Annotated in this window: 14 protein-coding genes and 1 pseudogene; 3 read left to right on the forward strand and 12 right to left on the reverse strand. The window is 42.0% G+C overall.

What is annotated here, in order from left to right:
* Window positions 1–440: 440 nt before the first annotated feature.
* Complete coding sequence (gene thrS, locus PU629_RS18970) at window positions 441–1,643, forward strand: threonine--tRNA ligase (RefSeq protein ID WP_275281597.1); 1,203 nt, start codon at window positions 441–443, stop codon at window positions 1,641–1,643.
* A gap of 411 nt (window positions 1,644–2,054) precedes the next feature.
* On the opposite strand, the gene PU629_RS18975 is transcribed toward thrS, so the two are convergent.
* The 10 genes and pseudogenes from PU629_RS18975 to PU629_RS19020 all read right to left on the reverse strand — a co-directional run bounded on the left by PU629_RS18975 (window position 2,055) and on the right by PU629_RS19020 (window position 10,939).
* Window positions 2,055–2,351, reverse strand: coding sequence for a HesB/YadR/YfhF family protein (locus PU629_RS18975; protein ID WP_275281598.1), 297 nt, complete (start codon window positions 2,349–2,351; stop codon window positions 2,055–2,057).
* Window positions 2,352–2,569: 218 nt separating this feature from the next.
* Window positions 2,570–4,870: a YhgE/Pip domain-containing protein gene (locus PU629_RS18980; protein ID WP_275281599.1), complete on the reverse strand. Its 2,301-nt coding sequence runs from the start codon at window positions 4,868–4,870 to the stop codon at window positions 2,570–2,572.
* A gap of 78 nt (window positions 4,871–4,948) precedes the next feature.
* On the reverse strand, window positions 4,949–5,521 hold the full coding sequence (locus PU629_RS18985) for a TetR/AcrR family transcriptional regulator (protein WP_275281600.1): 573 nt from the start codon (window positions 5,519–5,521) through the stop codon (window positions 4,949–4,951).
* 312 nt (window positions 5,522–5,833) lie between these two features.
* On the reverse strand, window positions 5,834–6,223 hold the full coding sequence (locus PU629_RS18990; protein WP_275281601.1) for an NUDIX hydrolase: 390 nt from the start codon (window positions 6,221–6,223) through the stop codon (window positions 5,834–5,836).
* A 35-nt stretch (window positions 6,224–6,258) separates the two neighbouring features.
* Window positions 6,259–7,479, reverse strand: a complete 1,221-nt coding sequence (locus PU629_RS18995) for an MFS transporter (RefSeq protein WP_275281602.1) — start codon at window positions 7,477–7,479, stop codon at window positions 6,259–6,261.
* 15 nt (window positions 7,480–7,494) lie between these two features.
* Window positions 7,495–7,668 (reverse strand): annotated as a pseudogene (locus PU629_RS19000) (ArsR/SmtB family transcription factor); the annotation flags it as partial.
* Between the two features lie 104 nt (window positions 7,669–7,772).
* Entirely contained in the window at window positions 7,773–8,243 is a 471-nt protein-coding gene (locus PU629_RS19005) for an NUDIX hydrolase (RefSeq protein ID WP_275281603.1), read from the reverse strand.
* 133 nt (window positions 8,244–8,376) lie between these two features.
* On the reverse strand, window positions 8,377–9,159 hold the full coding sequence (locus PU629_RS19010) for an ABC transporter permease (RefSeq protein WP_275281604.1): 783 nt from the start codon (window positions 9,157–9,159) through the stop codon (window positions 8,377–8,379).
* A gap of 2 nt (window positions 9,160–9,161) precedes the next feature.
* Window positions 9,162–9,965 (reverse strand): ABC transporter permease, encoded by an 804-nt coding sequence (locus PU629_RS19015; RefSeq protein ID WP_275281605.1) that lies wholly within the window; start codon window positions 9,963–9,965, stop codon window positions 9,162–9,164.
* On the reverse strand, window positions 9,962–10,939 hold the full coding sequence (locus tag PU629_RS19020) for an ABC transporter ATP-binding protein (protein WP_275281606.1): 978 nt from the start codon (window positions 10,937–10,939) through the stop codon (window positions 9,962–9,964). Before PU629_RS19020 ends, PU629_RS19015 begins: the two co-directional genes overlap by 4 nt.
* 390 nt (window positions 10,940–11,329) lie before the next feature.
* Here PU629_RS19020 and ade point away from each other — a divergent pair, with 390 nt between their 5' ends.
* Window positions 11,330–13,066 (forward strand): adenine deaminase, encoded by a 1,737-nt coding sequence (gene ade, locus PU629_RS19025; protein ID WP_275281607.1) that lies wholly within the window; start codon window positions 11,330–11,332, stop codon window positions 13,064–13,066.
* A gap of 74 nt (window positions 13,067–13,140) precedes the next feature.
* Here ade and PU629_RS19030 read toward each other — a convergent pair whose 3' ends face one another.
* Complete coding sequence (locus tag PU629_RS19030) at window positions 13,141–13,770, reverse strand: HAD family hydrolase (RefSeq protein ID WP_275281609.1); 630 nt, start codon at window positions 13,768–13,770, stop codon at window positions 13,141–13,143.
* A gap of 476 nt (window positions 13,771–14,246) precedes the next feature.
* Window positions 14,247–14,600, reverse strand: coding sequence for a hypothetical protein (locus tag PU629_RS19035; RefSeq protein ID WP_275281610.1), 354 nt, complete (start codon window positions 14,598–14,600; stop codon window positions 14,247–14,249).
* Between the two features lie 1,132 nt (window positions 14,601–15,732).
* On the opposite strand from PU629_RS19035, the gene PU629_RS19040 reads away from it, so the two are divergent.
* Window positions 15,733–15,879 carry a BH0509 family protein gene (locus tag PU629_RS19040; protein WP_275281611.1) on the forward strand — a complete coding sequence of 49 codons (147 nt, stop codon included), beginning with the start codon at window positions 15,733–15,735 and terminating at the stop codon, window positions 15,877–15,879.
* Window positions 15,880–16,054 lie beyond the last annotated feature (175 nt).

Here is a 16,054-nt window from a genome sequence, read left to right on the forward strand (position 1 = left end):
TTAACCAGACTATCCATGATAGGGAAATCCGTTATCATTATCGAGCAAAAAGCTAATGGATAACTGAGCTTTTTGGAATTATGGGTGGAACCACGACCGCACTCGTCCCTATCATAGGGAGGAGTGCGGTTTTTTATTTTTTTAAATAAATAATTTTAGCGTTGATAAGGACATGAATCCTTCGAAAGTTTCTATACAGAGAACAGGGTCACCGACTGAGAGCCCTGAAGAAACCCGATGGATTTACCCCCTTGGAGCTATTATAGGGAAATGGGGCACACCCAAATTATCTATAATCGGACTAACCGTTATCCTTTTCGAGCAAGAAGCTTCAATCCAAACAGCTTCTTGGCATTAGGGTGGTACCACGACCGCACTCGTCCCTATCTTAGGGAAGAGTGCGGTTTTAATTATATTAAAAACAATAGGAGGAATTTAAAATGATTCATCAATCGGAAGCTGAAAAACGTAATCATCGCAAGTTGGGTCAAGAGTTAGAGCTGTTTGCTTCTATGGAAGAGGCGCCCGGCATGCCATTCTTTCTGCCAAACGGGATGGTCATCCGGAATGAACTCGAGAATTTCTGGAGGAAAAAGCATCAAAAAGCCGGCTATCAGGAAATTAAAACACCGATTATGATGAAACAGGAGCTTTGGGAGCAATCCGGTCATTGGGACCATTATCACGAGAACATGTATTTTTCAAAGGTCGATGATCAGCATTACGCCATTAAGCCGATGAACTGCCCCGGTGCCATTCTCATCTTCAACAGTAAACGACGAAGCTATCGAGAACTTCCAATCCGCTATGCCGAGCTCGGACTGGTTCATCGTCATGAACTATCTGGGTCTTTAAATGGATTGCTCAGAGTCCGCTCCTTTACGCAGGATGATGCGCATCTATTTGTGCCCCCTGAAAAAATCGAATCTGAACTCGAAAAAGTACTCGAATTAATTGATGAGTTTTACTCCCATTTTGGTTTTGAATATAAGGTCGAACTTTCAACGCGGCCAGAAAACTTTATGGGTTCAGAAGAGCTGTGGAATCAGGCAGAATCCTCTTTAGAATCTGTTCTTAAGCAGAAAATGGTCCCTTACCATCTCAATCCTGGCGATGGTGCCTTTTACGGACCAAAGATTGATTTTCATATTCTCGATTCCCTTGGGCGAAGCTGGCAATGCGGAACGGTTCAGTTGGATTTCCAGATGCCGGAAAAGTTTAACTGTTCCTATGTGGGTGAAGATAATCATGCCCATCGCCCTGTGCTGATTCACCGCGCCATTTATGGTTCGGTTGAACGTTTTTTGGCCATCTTAATTGAGCATTATGCAGGGGAATTTCCTCTCTGGCTTGCCCCTGTTCAAGCCAAAATCGTTTCAATTGCGGATGCCCATGCAAGCTATGCCTATAAGATAAAAGCCGAACTGGAATCAGCAGGTTTTCGCGTCGAGGTAGACAACCGGAATGAAAAAATCGGGTTAAAAATTAGAGAAGCCGAAAAACAAAAAATCCCTTATATGTTAGTGGTTGGCGATCAAGAAATGGAGAAAGAGACCGTCGCGCTCCGCAAACGAAAAGAAGGAAACCTTGGCGCCCTCAGCATCCATGACCTGATCGAACGATTTTCTAATGAAATTCATTAAAAAGGCGATTACTCTTTTTATATTTTGGAGAGATCAGGGCACTGGTCCGAAAGTCAACAAATATGAGATTTTCTTAAATGAGCCGGAATAGGCAATCCCCAACTCATTAAGAGAATAGCGAATGCTTGTTACTCCTAATTGGAAAACGGCCTAGGTTTCGGTGATTTAGCGAATGCTTGTTACATCTAATTTTTTTCCGTATCCTCATTTCTCTATTTTGCCTCTCCTTTCTGGCATTCTTACTTATGTGAGGATGGGACAGAAGTAGTTTACAAATAGAAAAAACCGAACTTATTCACACATTTTAACGTGATGGGTTCGGTTTTTCGTTAAGTCATTTATGAAACGCTCCGTCAAAATACGTCGCTATCCGCGGGCACGGCCTCAGCCTCTTTATTTAACTCATAACAATCAAGGTTTTACATAGTTGAACTCGATTTCGTCCTTTTGCTTGTTATAGTCTATATGCAAGTCGTGACCATTAAAAAACCAGACGTCGCCTTCCTCAACAAAGAACAAGACGTCATCGACCTTTGTCTGAACGGCTACATTTTTTGGTTCGTTATCTACCGTGAAACCGAGTGCAAAGCCTTCCTGTACAGGGCTTGTTCCATAAATTTGAGAATAGAAACGGACTCCATTGCCGGGCTCGACACCTACTTCTTCCTTGAACCAATCCATAGCTTCTTGACTAATTTTTATCTCCATGTTGATTCCCCTCTACCTTTTTAAGGATGTTTACTTAAAGTATAAATCACTCGATGCTTATACGCTAATTATGAGTATATGCCTGATTTTACGTTGTGACTCTTCACACTTTTTCATAAAGAAAACTTGGCTATCGTCAACCCCCTAGGTGAAGGCGTTTTCCCATGCATCTTAATGTATGAAAAAACCTCCACAGGCAAAAGCCCGTGGAGACATTTTTATGCCGCTTCTTCTTGTGTCAATGAATACGTCTTTTTAAACTTAGCTTGAAAGACTAGACTAGCAAGAATTATAAAGACTACAGCATAGCCGATCAGTATTAACAGGCTCTGCCATAATAGATGAGCATCACCTAAAGAAATAACGGATTTGAAAGCGAGCATGGAATAGTTCATTGGTAAAAAGCTATGAATCGGCTGAAGCGCAGATGGTATGAGTTCTACCGGGAAGGTTCCGCCGCAAGTTGTAAGCTGTAAAATTAAAATCATAATAGCGAGATAACGCCCAGGGTCTCCCAAAGCGGAAACCAATAATTGAATAAGCGTTATAAACGTAAAACTTGTTATGAGTGCCGTTAAGATAAACAGCGGCACCGACTGCACCTTAAGTCCAAGTCCAAACAAAATGACGGCCACTGCGATAAAGGATTGGAACACCCCAATACCTGCCAGTGTGAAAAATTTGCTTGAATACCAGGCCCAGCCACTTTTTGGCTTAATGGCCGGTTCAACAAAGGGATAAACCACCGAAATAAGTAAAGCTCCTACAAATAAGCCGAGAGATAAGAAATAGGCAGCAAACCCCGTACCATAGTTCGATACTTTATGGATGGTCTTACTCTTAAGTTGAACAGGCGAAGCCATCATATTATACGTTTTATCGTTCGCTTTCAATGAAGGTGCTGCTTGAGAAGCGGCATCACCTAAACTGCTAGACAATTGATGAGTTCCTGAAGCCAACTGTTTGGTTCCAGTTGCTAAAGTACCAGAACCGGTTGCGAGTTTCTCAGATCCATTGTTTAACTGAATAGCCCCATTTAATAACTGTGAAAGGCCTTGGTTGAGACTTTGCGTACCTGACAAGACTTGATTGGAGCCCTGTGCCGCCTCTTGCAGTTTTTCATTAAACGTAATGGAGCCCGACAAAAGCTGATTCTCTCCTGATTGAAGAGCTTTAACGCCTGTATTTAAATCGGCTGCGCCGCCAGACAGCTTGTGAACGGCATCGCTCAATTGTTGCTGACCTTGGTTAATCTGTCCCATGCCCTGATTTAAGCTTGATACACTTGGCACAAGGCTGTTTGAAATAGATTGGCTTAACTCATTAGACCCGGAAGCAAGATTTGAGCTTCCGTCTTTCAATTGATCGAAATACGCTTTAATTTGTTGATCTCGTGCATCCTCTTCACTTTTAGCTTTTGCCTGAAAATCAGCCAATTGCTCAGGCGTCATGGATGCTTGTAAATAAGGCAACAATCCTTCAAGCTCTTGTTCTGAAGCCTGGTCGAGTTGGGCAATCATTTGCTGTTCCATTTGGGCAATGCTTTGATTCAACTGAGAAGCCCCAGCCGCTGTATCGGCGGCACCCTTTTGCAGAGCCGGCATCGATTGATTAAGCTGATTAACCCCTGTTGCTTCCTTCTGAGTTCCTTGATTCAAAGCCTGCATCTTTGAATCGACTGTATTCAAACCGGATGCAACTTGTGAAATACCAGAGGCTAAGTCATTTGTCCCTGATTGCGAGGCTTTAACTCCATTTAACAGTTGACCTTCTCCAGATTGCAGCGCATTTAATCCAGAACTTAAGCCCTGCACCCCTGATAATAAATCAGAAGTTCCCGATTGACTTGTCGAGAGACCGTCCTTAAAGGCCGCTGTATTAGTTGCTAAACTCTTTAGACCCGAATGCACTTGGTCAGCCCCTTTATTGACACCTGAAGCTCCCTGATCCAGCTTTTTGGCTCCGGAACTGGCTTCTTTGAATCCCTTAGCCGCGTCTTTTAACTTTCCAAAAACGGTCTCAGAATAGGTTTTGGTGACATTTTCTTGGACTGACGCCTTTATTTCGTTCATTGCATTTTTATCAATCTGCCCCGAAATATAGTTATAGCCTTCATTCGGAACATAAGTTAATTGCATTTTCTTTGGATTGTCATTGGTAAGTGTCGCTGCATTTTCAGAAAAATTCTTTGGAATCTCAATAATCATATAAAGTTTGTTCTGATTAAGGGCAGCATTTGCCTCTTTTTGACTCATGACCTTGTAATCAAATGTCTTATCCTTCTTAAGGTTCGTGACAAAATCCTTACCGACGTTAATCGAATCCCCGTCTAATGCCGCGCCCTTATCCTGGTTCACAATCGCGACAGGCAGGCGATTCAAATGACCATAAGGATTCCAAAACGCCCATAAAAACATCCCCGCATACATGCATGGGATAAAAAAGATCGCAATAACCGGTATCAAGAGCTTCCGATTAGTTAAAATCGCCCGCCATTCACCGAATATAGAACGTTTCATTCCTTCTTTCCCCCTTCATAAACACATTGACCAAAATGTCCAATTGGTCAATTTAGAACAAAATAAAAGGATTCCCTATTAAACAGACAATCCTTCAAATAAATACAATTCAAAGAGCTTAGCAATTTCTTCTTTGCTCAAAGGATCATGATACCTTTCCCAATCAAAGATGAGGGCCACATATAATTTCACTGCAACAAAAGCCGTGAGCTCGGAATTACAGGTTTTAATTTCCCCTCTTTCCATGGCCAGGTCAAGTTTCAATTGGATAAAAGAAATAATTGCTTTTTCTACCCTTCTTATGACTTCCAAAACCTTTGGCGTTCCGATTTCTCGTTCCTCTTGAAATAATTTGATGGTCAGCTGATGCTCCTTGCGAAACTCGAGAATGCGGTAGATGGAACGATGCACATTTTCTCTTAATGAAGCTTGATCATCGATAACTTCTTCAGCTGCCGTTCTCATTTCTTTTATTAAAGTAGAAATAATGACATCAAACAGGTCTTCCTTGTTTTCAAAGAACGTATAGATGGTTCCCTTCCCTACATTGGCGGCCTTTGCCACTTGATCCATGGTCGTCGCCTTGTAACCAAACTTAGAAAAGGACTGTGTCGCTGCTTCAATAATTAATTGTCGTCGATCAACTGCCATCATTTCCACCCCTAAAAAATGACCAAATGAGAAATCCGGTCACTTAGCTCACAACAACTTTATCACATTCTCCAACTTAACTCAATCTAATCGCATACTTTTTTGGCTTATAATAATGGATAAAATCCTTTTTAGCACTTAGTTCAGTCAAGAAAGGATGACAAAAGGCACTCGGGATAAAATTTGAGGGCCTTTGTCTATAATCTGAAGCGCACTAGTTTTTCCATTACGCCTTTTTTAAAAACTTGAATAAGCGCCACGACTAATTTTCCGGTACTTTTACCTTCTTTTAGGCCGTATCGCCTCTCCCTCTTACTCAAACAATTCCTGAACCCTATCTGCTACTTCTTTCGGTTTGACATCCAAGGTGGCAAGCTCATCAATCCCCACCCACATCGGCAAATAGCTGCCTCGATGAGAATCTGCAAATTCTTCCCCTTTTCCTGAACCAAAAACCCCGCCTGTTATCTTCGCTAAAAAATAATACTGGTTTCCATTATATTCAAGCTCCAATAAACAATCCTTTAACAAAATTTCTACCCCTAATTCTTCACAGGCTTCTCGTTTTGCAGCAGCCTCTGGTGTTTCTCCCGCCTCAATGCCACCACCTGGAAAAACATAATAAGTTTCGCCATTTTGTACACGCTTAATTAACGCAACTTTACCTCTTTCTATTAAAACAACAGCCGCCCGGTCCCTCATCCATTTCACATCCTATTCCTATTATGGTTTGGCCACTACTTCAGCGATGAATGAAGATAGAAAAACGAAGCACCGGCTGATAAAAGCCCACCTATTAATATCGTGCCAGCAGAACCTAAGTGCAGCGCGAGCACTCCTGACAAAAACGATGATAGCGGTAAGAAGATCCAGGACATAAAACGGCTCGTTGCCTGAACCCGTCCAAGCAGATGATCAGGGGTGAGCGCTTGGCGAAGGGTAACTATAACCGGATTCATTATAGAAGCCAAGAAATCCCCAATAGCATTACAGATAACAAGCCATACAAATGAATGAGCGCAACTAAAGAGTATAATAGACAAACCACCAATGAATGATGCACCGAACAATAAACCACGCCGCGACACTCTCTTGAGCAGCCAATTAGTTGATAACGCCCCTAAAATGGAAGCAGCTCCCCCTAGTGACAAAAGCCAGCCAATCTGGTCAGCAGTGAGATGCCGGGGTGTTTTTAGATAATAGATCATCATCGTTAAAAAAAGGGTTGCCCCAGCCATTGAAATCAGTATGGACAGGTTCGTATATAGGATCGGCTTAGTCTTAAATACAAACCGAAACCCTTCCATCAATTCTTTATAAAAGGAAACATTGGAACGCGATGGACTTTTTGCGGTTACAATCGGCAAACTGGCAACCGTTAAAAAGGAAACAAAAAAGCTTAAACTATTGATTAACAAGGCGTATCCTGGATTATAAAAACTCACGATCCAACCGCCGAGTCCAGGGCCAAGCAGTACAGCCGTTTTACTAAAGCTTGAATTAATCGAGTTTGCCGCTTGTAAATCCTGTTCTCTAACTAGTCTAGGTATCGACGCAAACTGTGAGGTATTATAAATTTGGCTCATCATCCCTATCAAAAGAGCTCCTCCATAAATTTCCCACATATCTAAATGCTGTAAGAGATAGAGACTTGCGATTAGCCCAATTAACACCCCACGCCCTAAATCACAGATCAATAAAAGTCTTTTCTTATTTACCCGGTCCTCTAAAACCCCCGTGACAGGCTGCAGCCAAATAGGCAGACGTTCCAAGGCCGCCACAATCCCCATGCTTAAAGGGGAACCGGTTAGCTTTAGAATGATCAAAGGAAAAGCAATTAAGTAAATTTGATCCCCAAAAAAGGAAATCAAATTGCCTCCCATAAAACGAAAAACCGGATAATTCCTCCTGAGCCTAGGAAGTTGTTTATCTCGAATGCTCACTGCGGGATCAGACATTTTTTTCACTCCCTCTTAATGCTCCGTCAAATATTGCTCAAGCTCTTTGGCAAGAGACAGAACCGCCTGATGCTTCAAGCGATATTTGCCGTTCTTGACCTCGACCAATCTCGCCGAACGTAGTAGCTTTAAATGGTGATGGACCGTCGTCTTTCCCATACCCAATTCATTGGTAAGGTCTTGTAAAGTTAGACGAAACGCAGGGACGGTTCTTGCGTTTCACCATTTCAAATATGGCGAATGGATATGCCCGTTTGCCCCTATATTTAACAGATTGTTATTCAAACGGACAATCACTCTAATGGAAACGAGTAATATTTGGCCAAAAATTCATTGATAATGGCTCTGTGACTGCCGACCATTTGTGCGGGGAGATTGTCTGGGTAAAACCACTCAAACTGGATGGATTCGTCGAGATCAACGGCTAGATCCCCTGTAAAACCCTCTGCATAATAGGCAATCGTGACACTATAAAACTCATCGCCATTTTGAGCTTTTACGTAACTTTTCGGCCCTGAATGTACCGTAATGAGATGGAGCTTGTCCACTACAAGACCTGTTTCCTCATAGATTTCGCGCCGGGCCGTGTCTTCGGTTGATTCCCCTAACTCCATAAGGCCTCCTGTCAGACCCCAAGTGCCATTAGGAAATCTCCGCTGTTGTAGGAGCAGACGTCCCTTATCATCCACAACGATCGCGACCGCCCCTGGCAAAATAAGCGGCCGATGTCCCACCACTTTTCGCAATTTTTCAATATAGCTCATTTTTTTCACCCATTCCCTTCATTTTAAAGTCTTCATAAATTCGAAAGCCCTCGTCTATACTCTTCTTAGGTACATGAGACAAATTCAATCCTTATTCGCTGTACTGTAATTTCGAATCATTGCTTCATTCCAATTAAGAGCCGGTCGATCGATAGTATCGGACACCGATCTGCCAAACTAGTAAGCAGGGAAAAATAAAAAGGATCCCTGCTAGCGGAATACACGCGTACAGCAGCTCTGGTCCCTTCGTTTTTCCAAGAAGAAACAGGAGCGGCAGGTAGTTCGCACATCCAAAGGGAATTACGAAGGTGAAAAAGCGCGTCACCCATTTTTTGTAGATGTTAATCGGATATTGGGCTAATTCTCTGCCGCCATCGGTAAAAATATTGGCAAGTTCAATCGATTCAATCGTCCAGAAGCACATCGTCGCAGCCAAGATAAAGATACCTGTAAAAATAAACACACCACTCAAAACCATGAGAACGACCGTCACCGCTTTAATTAGATCCCAGTGAATCGATAGGTGACCCAGAACCCATATTAGTACAACAATACTTTGAAGAAAACGGCCGATCCGGGTAAATTCAAACTTAGTCCCAATCACTTGAAGAATCGTATTTCGCGGTCGGACTAATAATCGGTCAAAATCCCCGCTTACAACTAAACTTGAAAAGGAATCAAAGCCCCTTGCCAAGCACTCACTAATCGCAAATGACATTTGAATGATGGCAAAGCAAAGCCCCACCTCGTAAAAACTGTATCCCTTTATTTCACCGAATTTGGCAAAGAGGATATAAACACCAGCCAAGAGAGAAAACGGTGTTAAAAATTGTCCAAGGGCAAGGAGCAGGAATGACGCGCGATACTGGAGCTGCCCTTTAAGCAGAATGGCCATATATTTTCCGATTAGAGACATAGTCACCCTCCTTGAACAACGACTTTGGCAAGCACTTTATTTAAAGTTACCCTTCCGAATCCGACCAATAAAATCAGCCACGCGAGTTGAATCAGAATCCCGTACAGAGCTTGTTCAACCGGAATTTGCCCTGAATAGACACGAAAAGGAAAATCCATCGTATATCTAAATGGCAGGACATTCGCTAATCTTTGAAGCCCATTTGGCATCAGTGGAATCGGAACAACTAAGCCGGCAAAAAACTCTCCGATTAAATTAAACATGAGTAAAGACCCCGTCGGTGACATCGTAATAAAGACCGATAAATACATAAACATCGAAATCGCAACGAGAAGGATAACAGCGAGTAAGAGTGTGACAACAAAGACGATGAAGCTAAGGAAACTTAGTGGAAGACTCATTCGATAAGGTTTCGGTATTAAAAAAGCGATGAAAAGAATGGGCAGTGAGCGAAGAAAAGCAGCAGATAGCCTTTGAGCGATGAGCTTAGAAAACCAAAAACTGTACATATCAAATGGCCGGCAAAGCTCATAGGCAATATTTCCTTTGGCAATGAGATCAAATAAATCATTATCCCGAAACCAAAGAACGATTAAAGCCAATAAAGCCTGCTGCAGCCAAATATAGGCAACCAACTCCTTTAGTGTCATGGGTGGAGGGGAACCCGCATGACTATAAAACGCTTCATAAATCATGATATATATGGAGCCCCAGCAAAACTGGGTCGCAACACCCGCGAAAGCCGCCCCACGATATTGCAGGCCATTTAATAGGCGAAGTCTTAAGACGGCATAGTAAGTTCTCATACGCCATATGCCTCATATAATTGAACAACGATTTCCTCAATTGACTGTGCATCAACGGTAACATCGGTTAAGGCCACTTGCTGAGAGAGCTGGCTGATGACATCGGCTACCTTCAATTCTCTTGTATCCACACTTAAAACCGCCCGTTGTATATCTTGAGAAACAAGCGTGGCCCCATCAATCTGGATAGTCGGTCTTTCATCCTGATAATCGACCGTAATGAGCTTAGTGGCACCGAATTGCTCCCTTAGATCAGATAGCGTCCCATCATACAGGAGATGTCCTTTTCCAATAAGCAGAATCCGGTCCGCTAATGCTTCTATATCGCTCATATCATGTGTAGTTAGAATGACCGTAAGCTTCCGTTCCTGATTATAGGTTTTAATAAATTGTCTGACAGCCAATTTAGACACGGCATCAAGGCCAATAGTGGGTTCATCTAAAAATAAAATTTCTGGGTTATGTAAGAGAGAGGCGGCAATTTCACAGCGCATGCGCTGGCCCAAACTAAGTTGTCGAACAGGGGTGTGGATAAAGTCTTGAAGATTAAGCGTTTCAATAAGGAGATTCAAAGTTTCTTTAAACGCTTCCATAGGCACCTTATAGATATCGCGAAGCAGTTCAAACGAATCCATGACCGGAACGTCCCACCACAACTGTGAACGCTGGCCAAAGACGACACCAATATGCCTGACATACCGCGTTCGTTCCTTCCATGGCGTGTAACCTAGAATCTCGCACATTCCAGAGTCTGGCACTAGAATACCGCTCATCACCTTAATAGTTGTCGACTTCCCGGCCCCATTCGGTCCAATATACCCGACAATTTCTCCAGGCGCAATTGAGAACGAGATATCCTGCAGTGCTTGAACGTTCTTATAATCTCGTTTAAATAAAGACTTCGCTGCCTGTTTTAACCCACCCGTTCTTTCTGCGACTTTAAATGATTTGTTTAGTCCTTTAACCGTAATCATTCCAACTTCCCTCCTCCATTTTTCAGTCGAAGGTTTATATAATAGCACTAACATTTCCAAGAAACAATAGATTTTTTCACATTTTATAAAATTTTTAGAAGAATGAGGCTGACCCCTTTTTCAGCTGCTCATTTCACCCCATCCTTAAGCACCCTGAGATCTGATCCCCCACTTCGTTTGCCGTTCATCCCCCTTATGAACGCCTTTCTCCTTATTTAACTCTATTCTCCCACCACTAGTTAAGTTTTCTCACAAGGCATTTTATTTTCGCTCTAGATACGAGTATACTTATAGGAATAAGTTTTTTTTGAGATAAGTTAAATCAGGCGTTTTGCCTTTTGATTCTATTCATCTATTAATAAGATAACTTAAAAGAGGAGGCCCGCCAGTATGCTGATTACTAAAGAACACTTACAAAAACGAATTGCGGTGGCGAGCAAACAAATTCCTGCTGACATAGTCATAAAAAACGGAATTATTATTGATGTCTTTAATTTAGAATTCCTGCAGGCGGACTTAGCCATTTGCGATGGCTTTTTCGTCGGAATCGGTGAATTTGAGGGAAATCAGATTATTGATGCAAAAGGTCGTTATATAAGTCCTGCCCTTATTGATGGTCATGTTCATATCGAATCGTCCATGATCACACCTTCTGAATTTGCTAAGGTCGTCCTTCCACACGGTGTCACAACAGTCGTAACAGATCCTCATGAAATCGCAAACGTTTCAGGGGTTGAAGGTCTTGAATTTATGTTGAATAACTCAGAGGGCAGCCCATTAGATGTCTACGTCATGCTTCCTTCCTGCGTCCCTGCCACCCCTTTTGAACATAACGGGGCAGTTCTTACGAGTCGAGAACTCGAACCTTTCTACTCCCACCCGCGAGTATTGGGTTTAGCAGAGGTCATGGATTATCCCTCTTTAAGAATGGCGGATGACAGAATGCTCGATAAAGTAGAGATGACCTTACAGCGTGGGGGACATATTGATGGTCACTTGGCTGGGTTAGACTCAACTGCTGTCAATGTCTATAAGGCCTCTGGCATCACAACCGACCATGAAAGCCATACAATTGAAGAAGGGAAAAGTCGTTTGGCTCGCGGCATGTATTTACTCATCCGTGAAGGTTCCGTTGCAAAGGATTTAACTTCACTCATTGATCTGGTTACCCTTAAAAATGCACGGCGCTGTGTGTTCTGCACCGATGACAAGCACCTTGATGATCTCATAGAAGAAGGCAGCATCAATCACATTGTCAGGTTAGCCATCCAATGCGGTTTAGATCCGCTTCTTGCCATCCAAATGGCCACCTTGAATCCAGCAGAATGCTATGGTCTTTCTCATAAAGGCGCCCTTGCACCAGGCTATCAAGCTGATTTTCTGCTCATTGATGACCTTGAAAATATGTCGATCGCTGAAGTCTATAAATCAGGGCAATGTGTGGCCAAAAACGGGGTATATCTAGAGAAGCCAGAAGCCTCAGTGACCTCAGAATCCAAGGTGAGTCGATCTATCGTTCTTCCAAAGTTAACGAGCGAAAGTCTGCAGCTCCCTCTCACCTCATCTCAAGCTAACGTGATCGGGATCATTCCCAATCAAATCACAACGAATAAACTTGTGGAAGAGGTTAACCGTGATCACGGCTTGTTTGTTCCATCACTTGAAAGCGATCAGTTAAAAATGGTTGTTATTGAACGTCACCATCAAACAGGAAATATTGGCTTAGGAATCGTTAAGGGGTTTGGTTTAAAAGCGGGGGCCATTGCCACCACCATCGCTCACGACTCTCATAATATTGTAGCAACAGGAACCAATGATGCGGACTTACATATTGCCATCGAAGCTGTTGCAGATTGTCATGGCGGTCTTGTTATAGTGAAAGATCAAAAGGTCATCGCCTCCTTATCTTTATCGATAGGGGGTCTCATGTCCGACCAATCCTACAAGCAGGTCTATGATGGCTTGCTGCAAATCAAGCCTGCTTTGCTTAAACTCGGTTTTGTTGGAGACTTTAATCCTTTTCTCACTCTTTCCTTTCTAACCTTGCCCGTTATTCCTTCTCTGAAACTAACCGATATGGGGCTCTTTGATGTGCAAACCATGAGCCATATTCCGGTAAGTGTCTAAGGCTAACGGCGAAACCTAAAAAGCCCAAGAACTCTCAAGTGAATGAGTGTTCTTGGGCTTTCTCCCATGCTAATCTAAGCCATTTTTTTAACTAGATTGATTAAATCTGTAAAATGATGAATGGCATACTCGTGTTCCTTTACCTCGCCAAACCCGTATTTGGCGAATACAAAAGGGATGCCGGCTTTTTTAGCTGCTTGCTGGTCACCAGCTGTATCCCCGATATATATAGGCGTTTCCAAGTGATTGCGCTCCATCACTAGCTTAATGTTATCCCCTTTTGGAAGGCCCGTTCTGCCGGGGCACTCAAAATCCTCAAAATAATCGCCGAGTTTGTGATACTCAAGAAAAGCTTCAATATAGCCATCTTGACAATTTGAAACGATAAAAAGCTTGTAGTTCTTAGAAAGCGACTTGATTCCATCCTCCACACCTTCATAAAGACGGCCTCCGTAATTTCGAACCCACTCATTTTCAACTTCACAGCAAGTTTTTAATAGAGCTCGACGCTTTTTTTCATCCAAATCTGCAAACAAGATGTCCCCAATCGCTTCAATTTGCAAACCCATTGTCTTTTTAAAATCCTCGGAGGTAATGACCTTATCATATCCTTCAACCTGCTCAATCACACTATTCCAGGATCGAGCAACGACCTCTCGTGAATCCCACAGCGTACCATCTAAATCGAAAATCAGACTATCCATTGTCATGTCCTCCATCTTTAAAAATAAAAAAACCCTTCACTTATTTAGGTGATGGGTGATGTACTTTTATATTGTTTAAAAAAATCAAAACCTTATTCACCATCATAACAAAACTGTAAATATATGTCTATATCATCAAAGCAACACTGGAATCCATAATGAGCAACCAGAAATAGGCGGAGATTTTTCCGTTAAACAGCCGAATGGAGCTCAGGTGCAGGTATATAAGCGGAAGTTTTCCGCTTAAACAGGTCAAAATGACTCAGATCCACGCTTTCCGAAGTCAATAGTCGGAAATTCTCCGTCTATTTAAGCTGTTTTCAGCGCTATTTCATAATTAAGAGAACTTTCTCCGCTTATTTATCCAAGCTTAGGAGACACCCCAAGCTTTGTCCACGTTATCGGAACGACTAATAGAAAAAGCCACTCCTTTTTGGAATGACTTCCCTATTTCTTTCTTTATCTCGATTGAGGTCTTAGTGATACCCCATTCCTGGAGAATAGGTTCCTCCCCCATGATGATGGCCATAACCCGGCATATAAGTCCCATGAGTATGGTGGTAACCAGCACCTGGCACATACGTTCCGCCGCCGTGATGGTAACCAGCACCTGGCACATACGTTCCATGGGTATGGTGGTAGCCTGCTCCTGGAACATAAGTCCCGCCACCGTGGTGGTAGCCGGCTCCTGGAACATAAGTGCCGTGTCCGTGATGATAACCAACTCCTGGAACATAAGTGCCGTGTCCACCATGATAAGCTCTCTCATCAGGTAGACCTGCTGGATATCCAGGATAGAACCCATTGTAATAAGGCATTGATTCAAACATGTAATTAGTCTCCTCCTCGACCGTCTGTCAAAATAGGGTATGTGTCCCGGTTCGAAGAGGTTTGGGCTTATGCCTAGTATAATGAAAAAACCCATAATGCCCTTGTTTAACGGGTTCACTTCAGAGGTGCAAACAATTAACTATCAAGGTAAATCGCACGTGTGATTTTTATTGTAATATCAATGTTTATTGACCTTTTTAAATCATAGTTTAATTTACATGGGTGGATATAATTATAGGAGGTGTGTGAATTAACCGGTGATTGAGCAAGTGAAAGGTAGGGGGATTACCAAGGAATTTGGATATATCTGTTAAAAAAATGTTGGATTATCGAAGACTTTGTAAAAAAATGGTTCTTAAGGTAAAAACCGGAGTGTAATGGTTAACAAGAAATTTTAGAGTCACCTGTGATCGTTGAAATAAGCGGAGATTTTTCCGTTATCAACCAAAGTAGCGTTCAGTTCGTCATAAATAAGCGGAGTTTTTCCGCTTAAACAAAAAGAAATGACCCATTTTCATGTTTTTCGAGTCAATAGTCGGAATTTCTCCGTCTATTTTAGCTATTTTTGGTGCTGATTTCTAAATAAGCGGAATTTCTCCGCTTATTTAGAAAGTTCACTTTAGCCATTTAATGAAATAGGTAATAGATTCATTTTATGAAAATAATCAAACCGAATCTCAAAGGATTCGGTTGTTTTGACGTTTACTAGTCTTTTCTTTCTGTGATTTTATTGTGAATAGTAGTGTGATTGAAGGTGATAATTAGAGTTTTGCACCTCACAAGCGAACCCGTTATGCCCTTGTTAGGCGGTTTAATAAGATCAACCATCTGTTCATCCACTTCATTCCCCCTCACACTTATAAGAGTCATCGTCTCTATAAAAATGTTCATTTTTCAATTTTAAAATCACGATTTAACTCCATGCCTGTGTTTAACATAAGATTTTCTTATGTCAATGGCTTGTTTTTCGGGCCTCTTTCACAATAAATAGCAATTCCATATCACTTTTAGCCAATTTATCTCAAAACGATATTTTATTTATATCAAATTGAGATTTAAAATAAAAATAAGAAATAAATGAAGCGCGAACAGGTCGCTTTCATTCGGAAGGTTAACAAGGGGGATTCATAAATGAGTCAATCAGAAAGAAATCAAAAAGTGAGACAGTTAATCGATAAGAACAAGTTCAATGAGAAGGAAATTCTCAAGATGACGGATGGCCAAATCGACTATTATCACTGGCTCTATTTTGTAGACTCTGTTTATGACTACATGTAATCATACAATATAATTACTAAATCACGTTTCAGCTCTTGCCTGTAGGCAAGAGCTGTTTTATTTTACTAACCAATAATAACCTTGATTGCTTTCTGACTCGCCGACTTCTGTGCGTAGGGCTACCGTTTTCGCGGGAAAGCCTCTCTTGCCCACCATTTTAGCTCTCATCTCGCTC

The organism is Pullulanibacillus sp. KACC 23026, from assembly GCF_029094525.1.
In the GTDB taxonomy this organism is placed as follows: Bacteria; Bacillota; Bacilli; order Bacillales; family Sporolactobacillaceae; genus KACC-23026.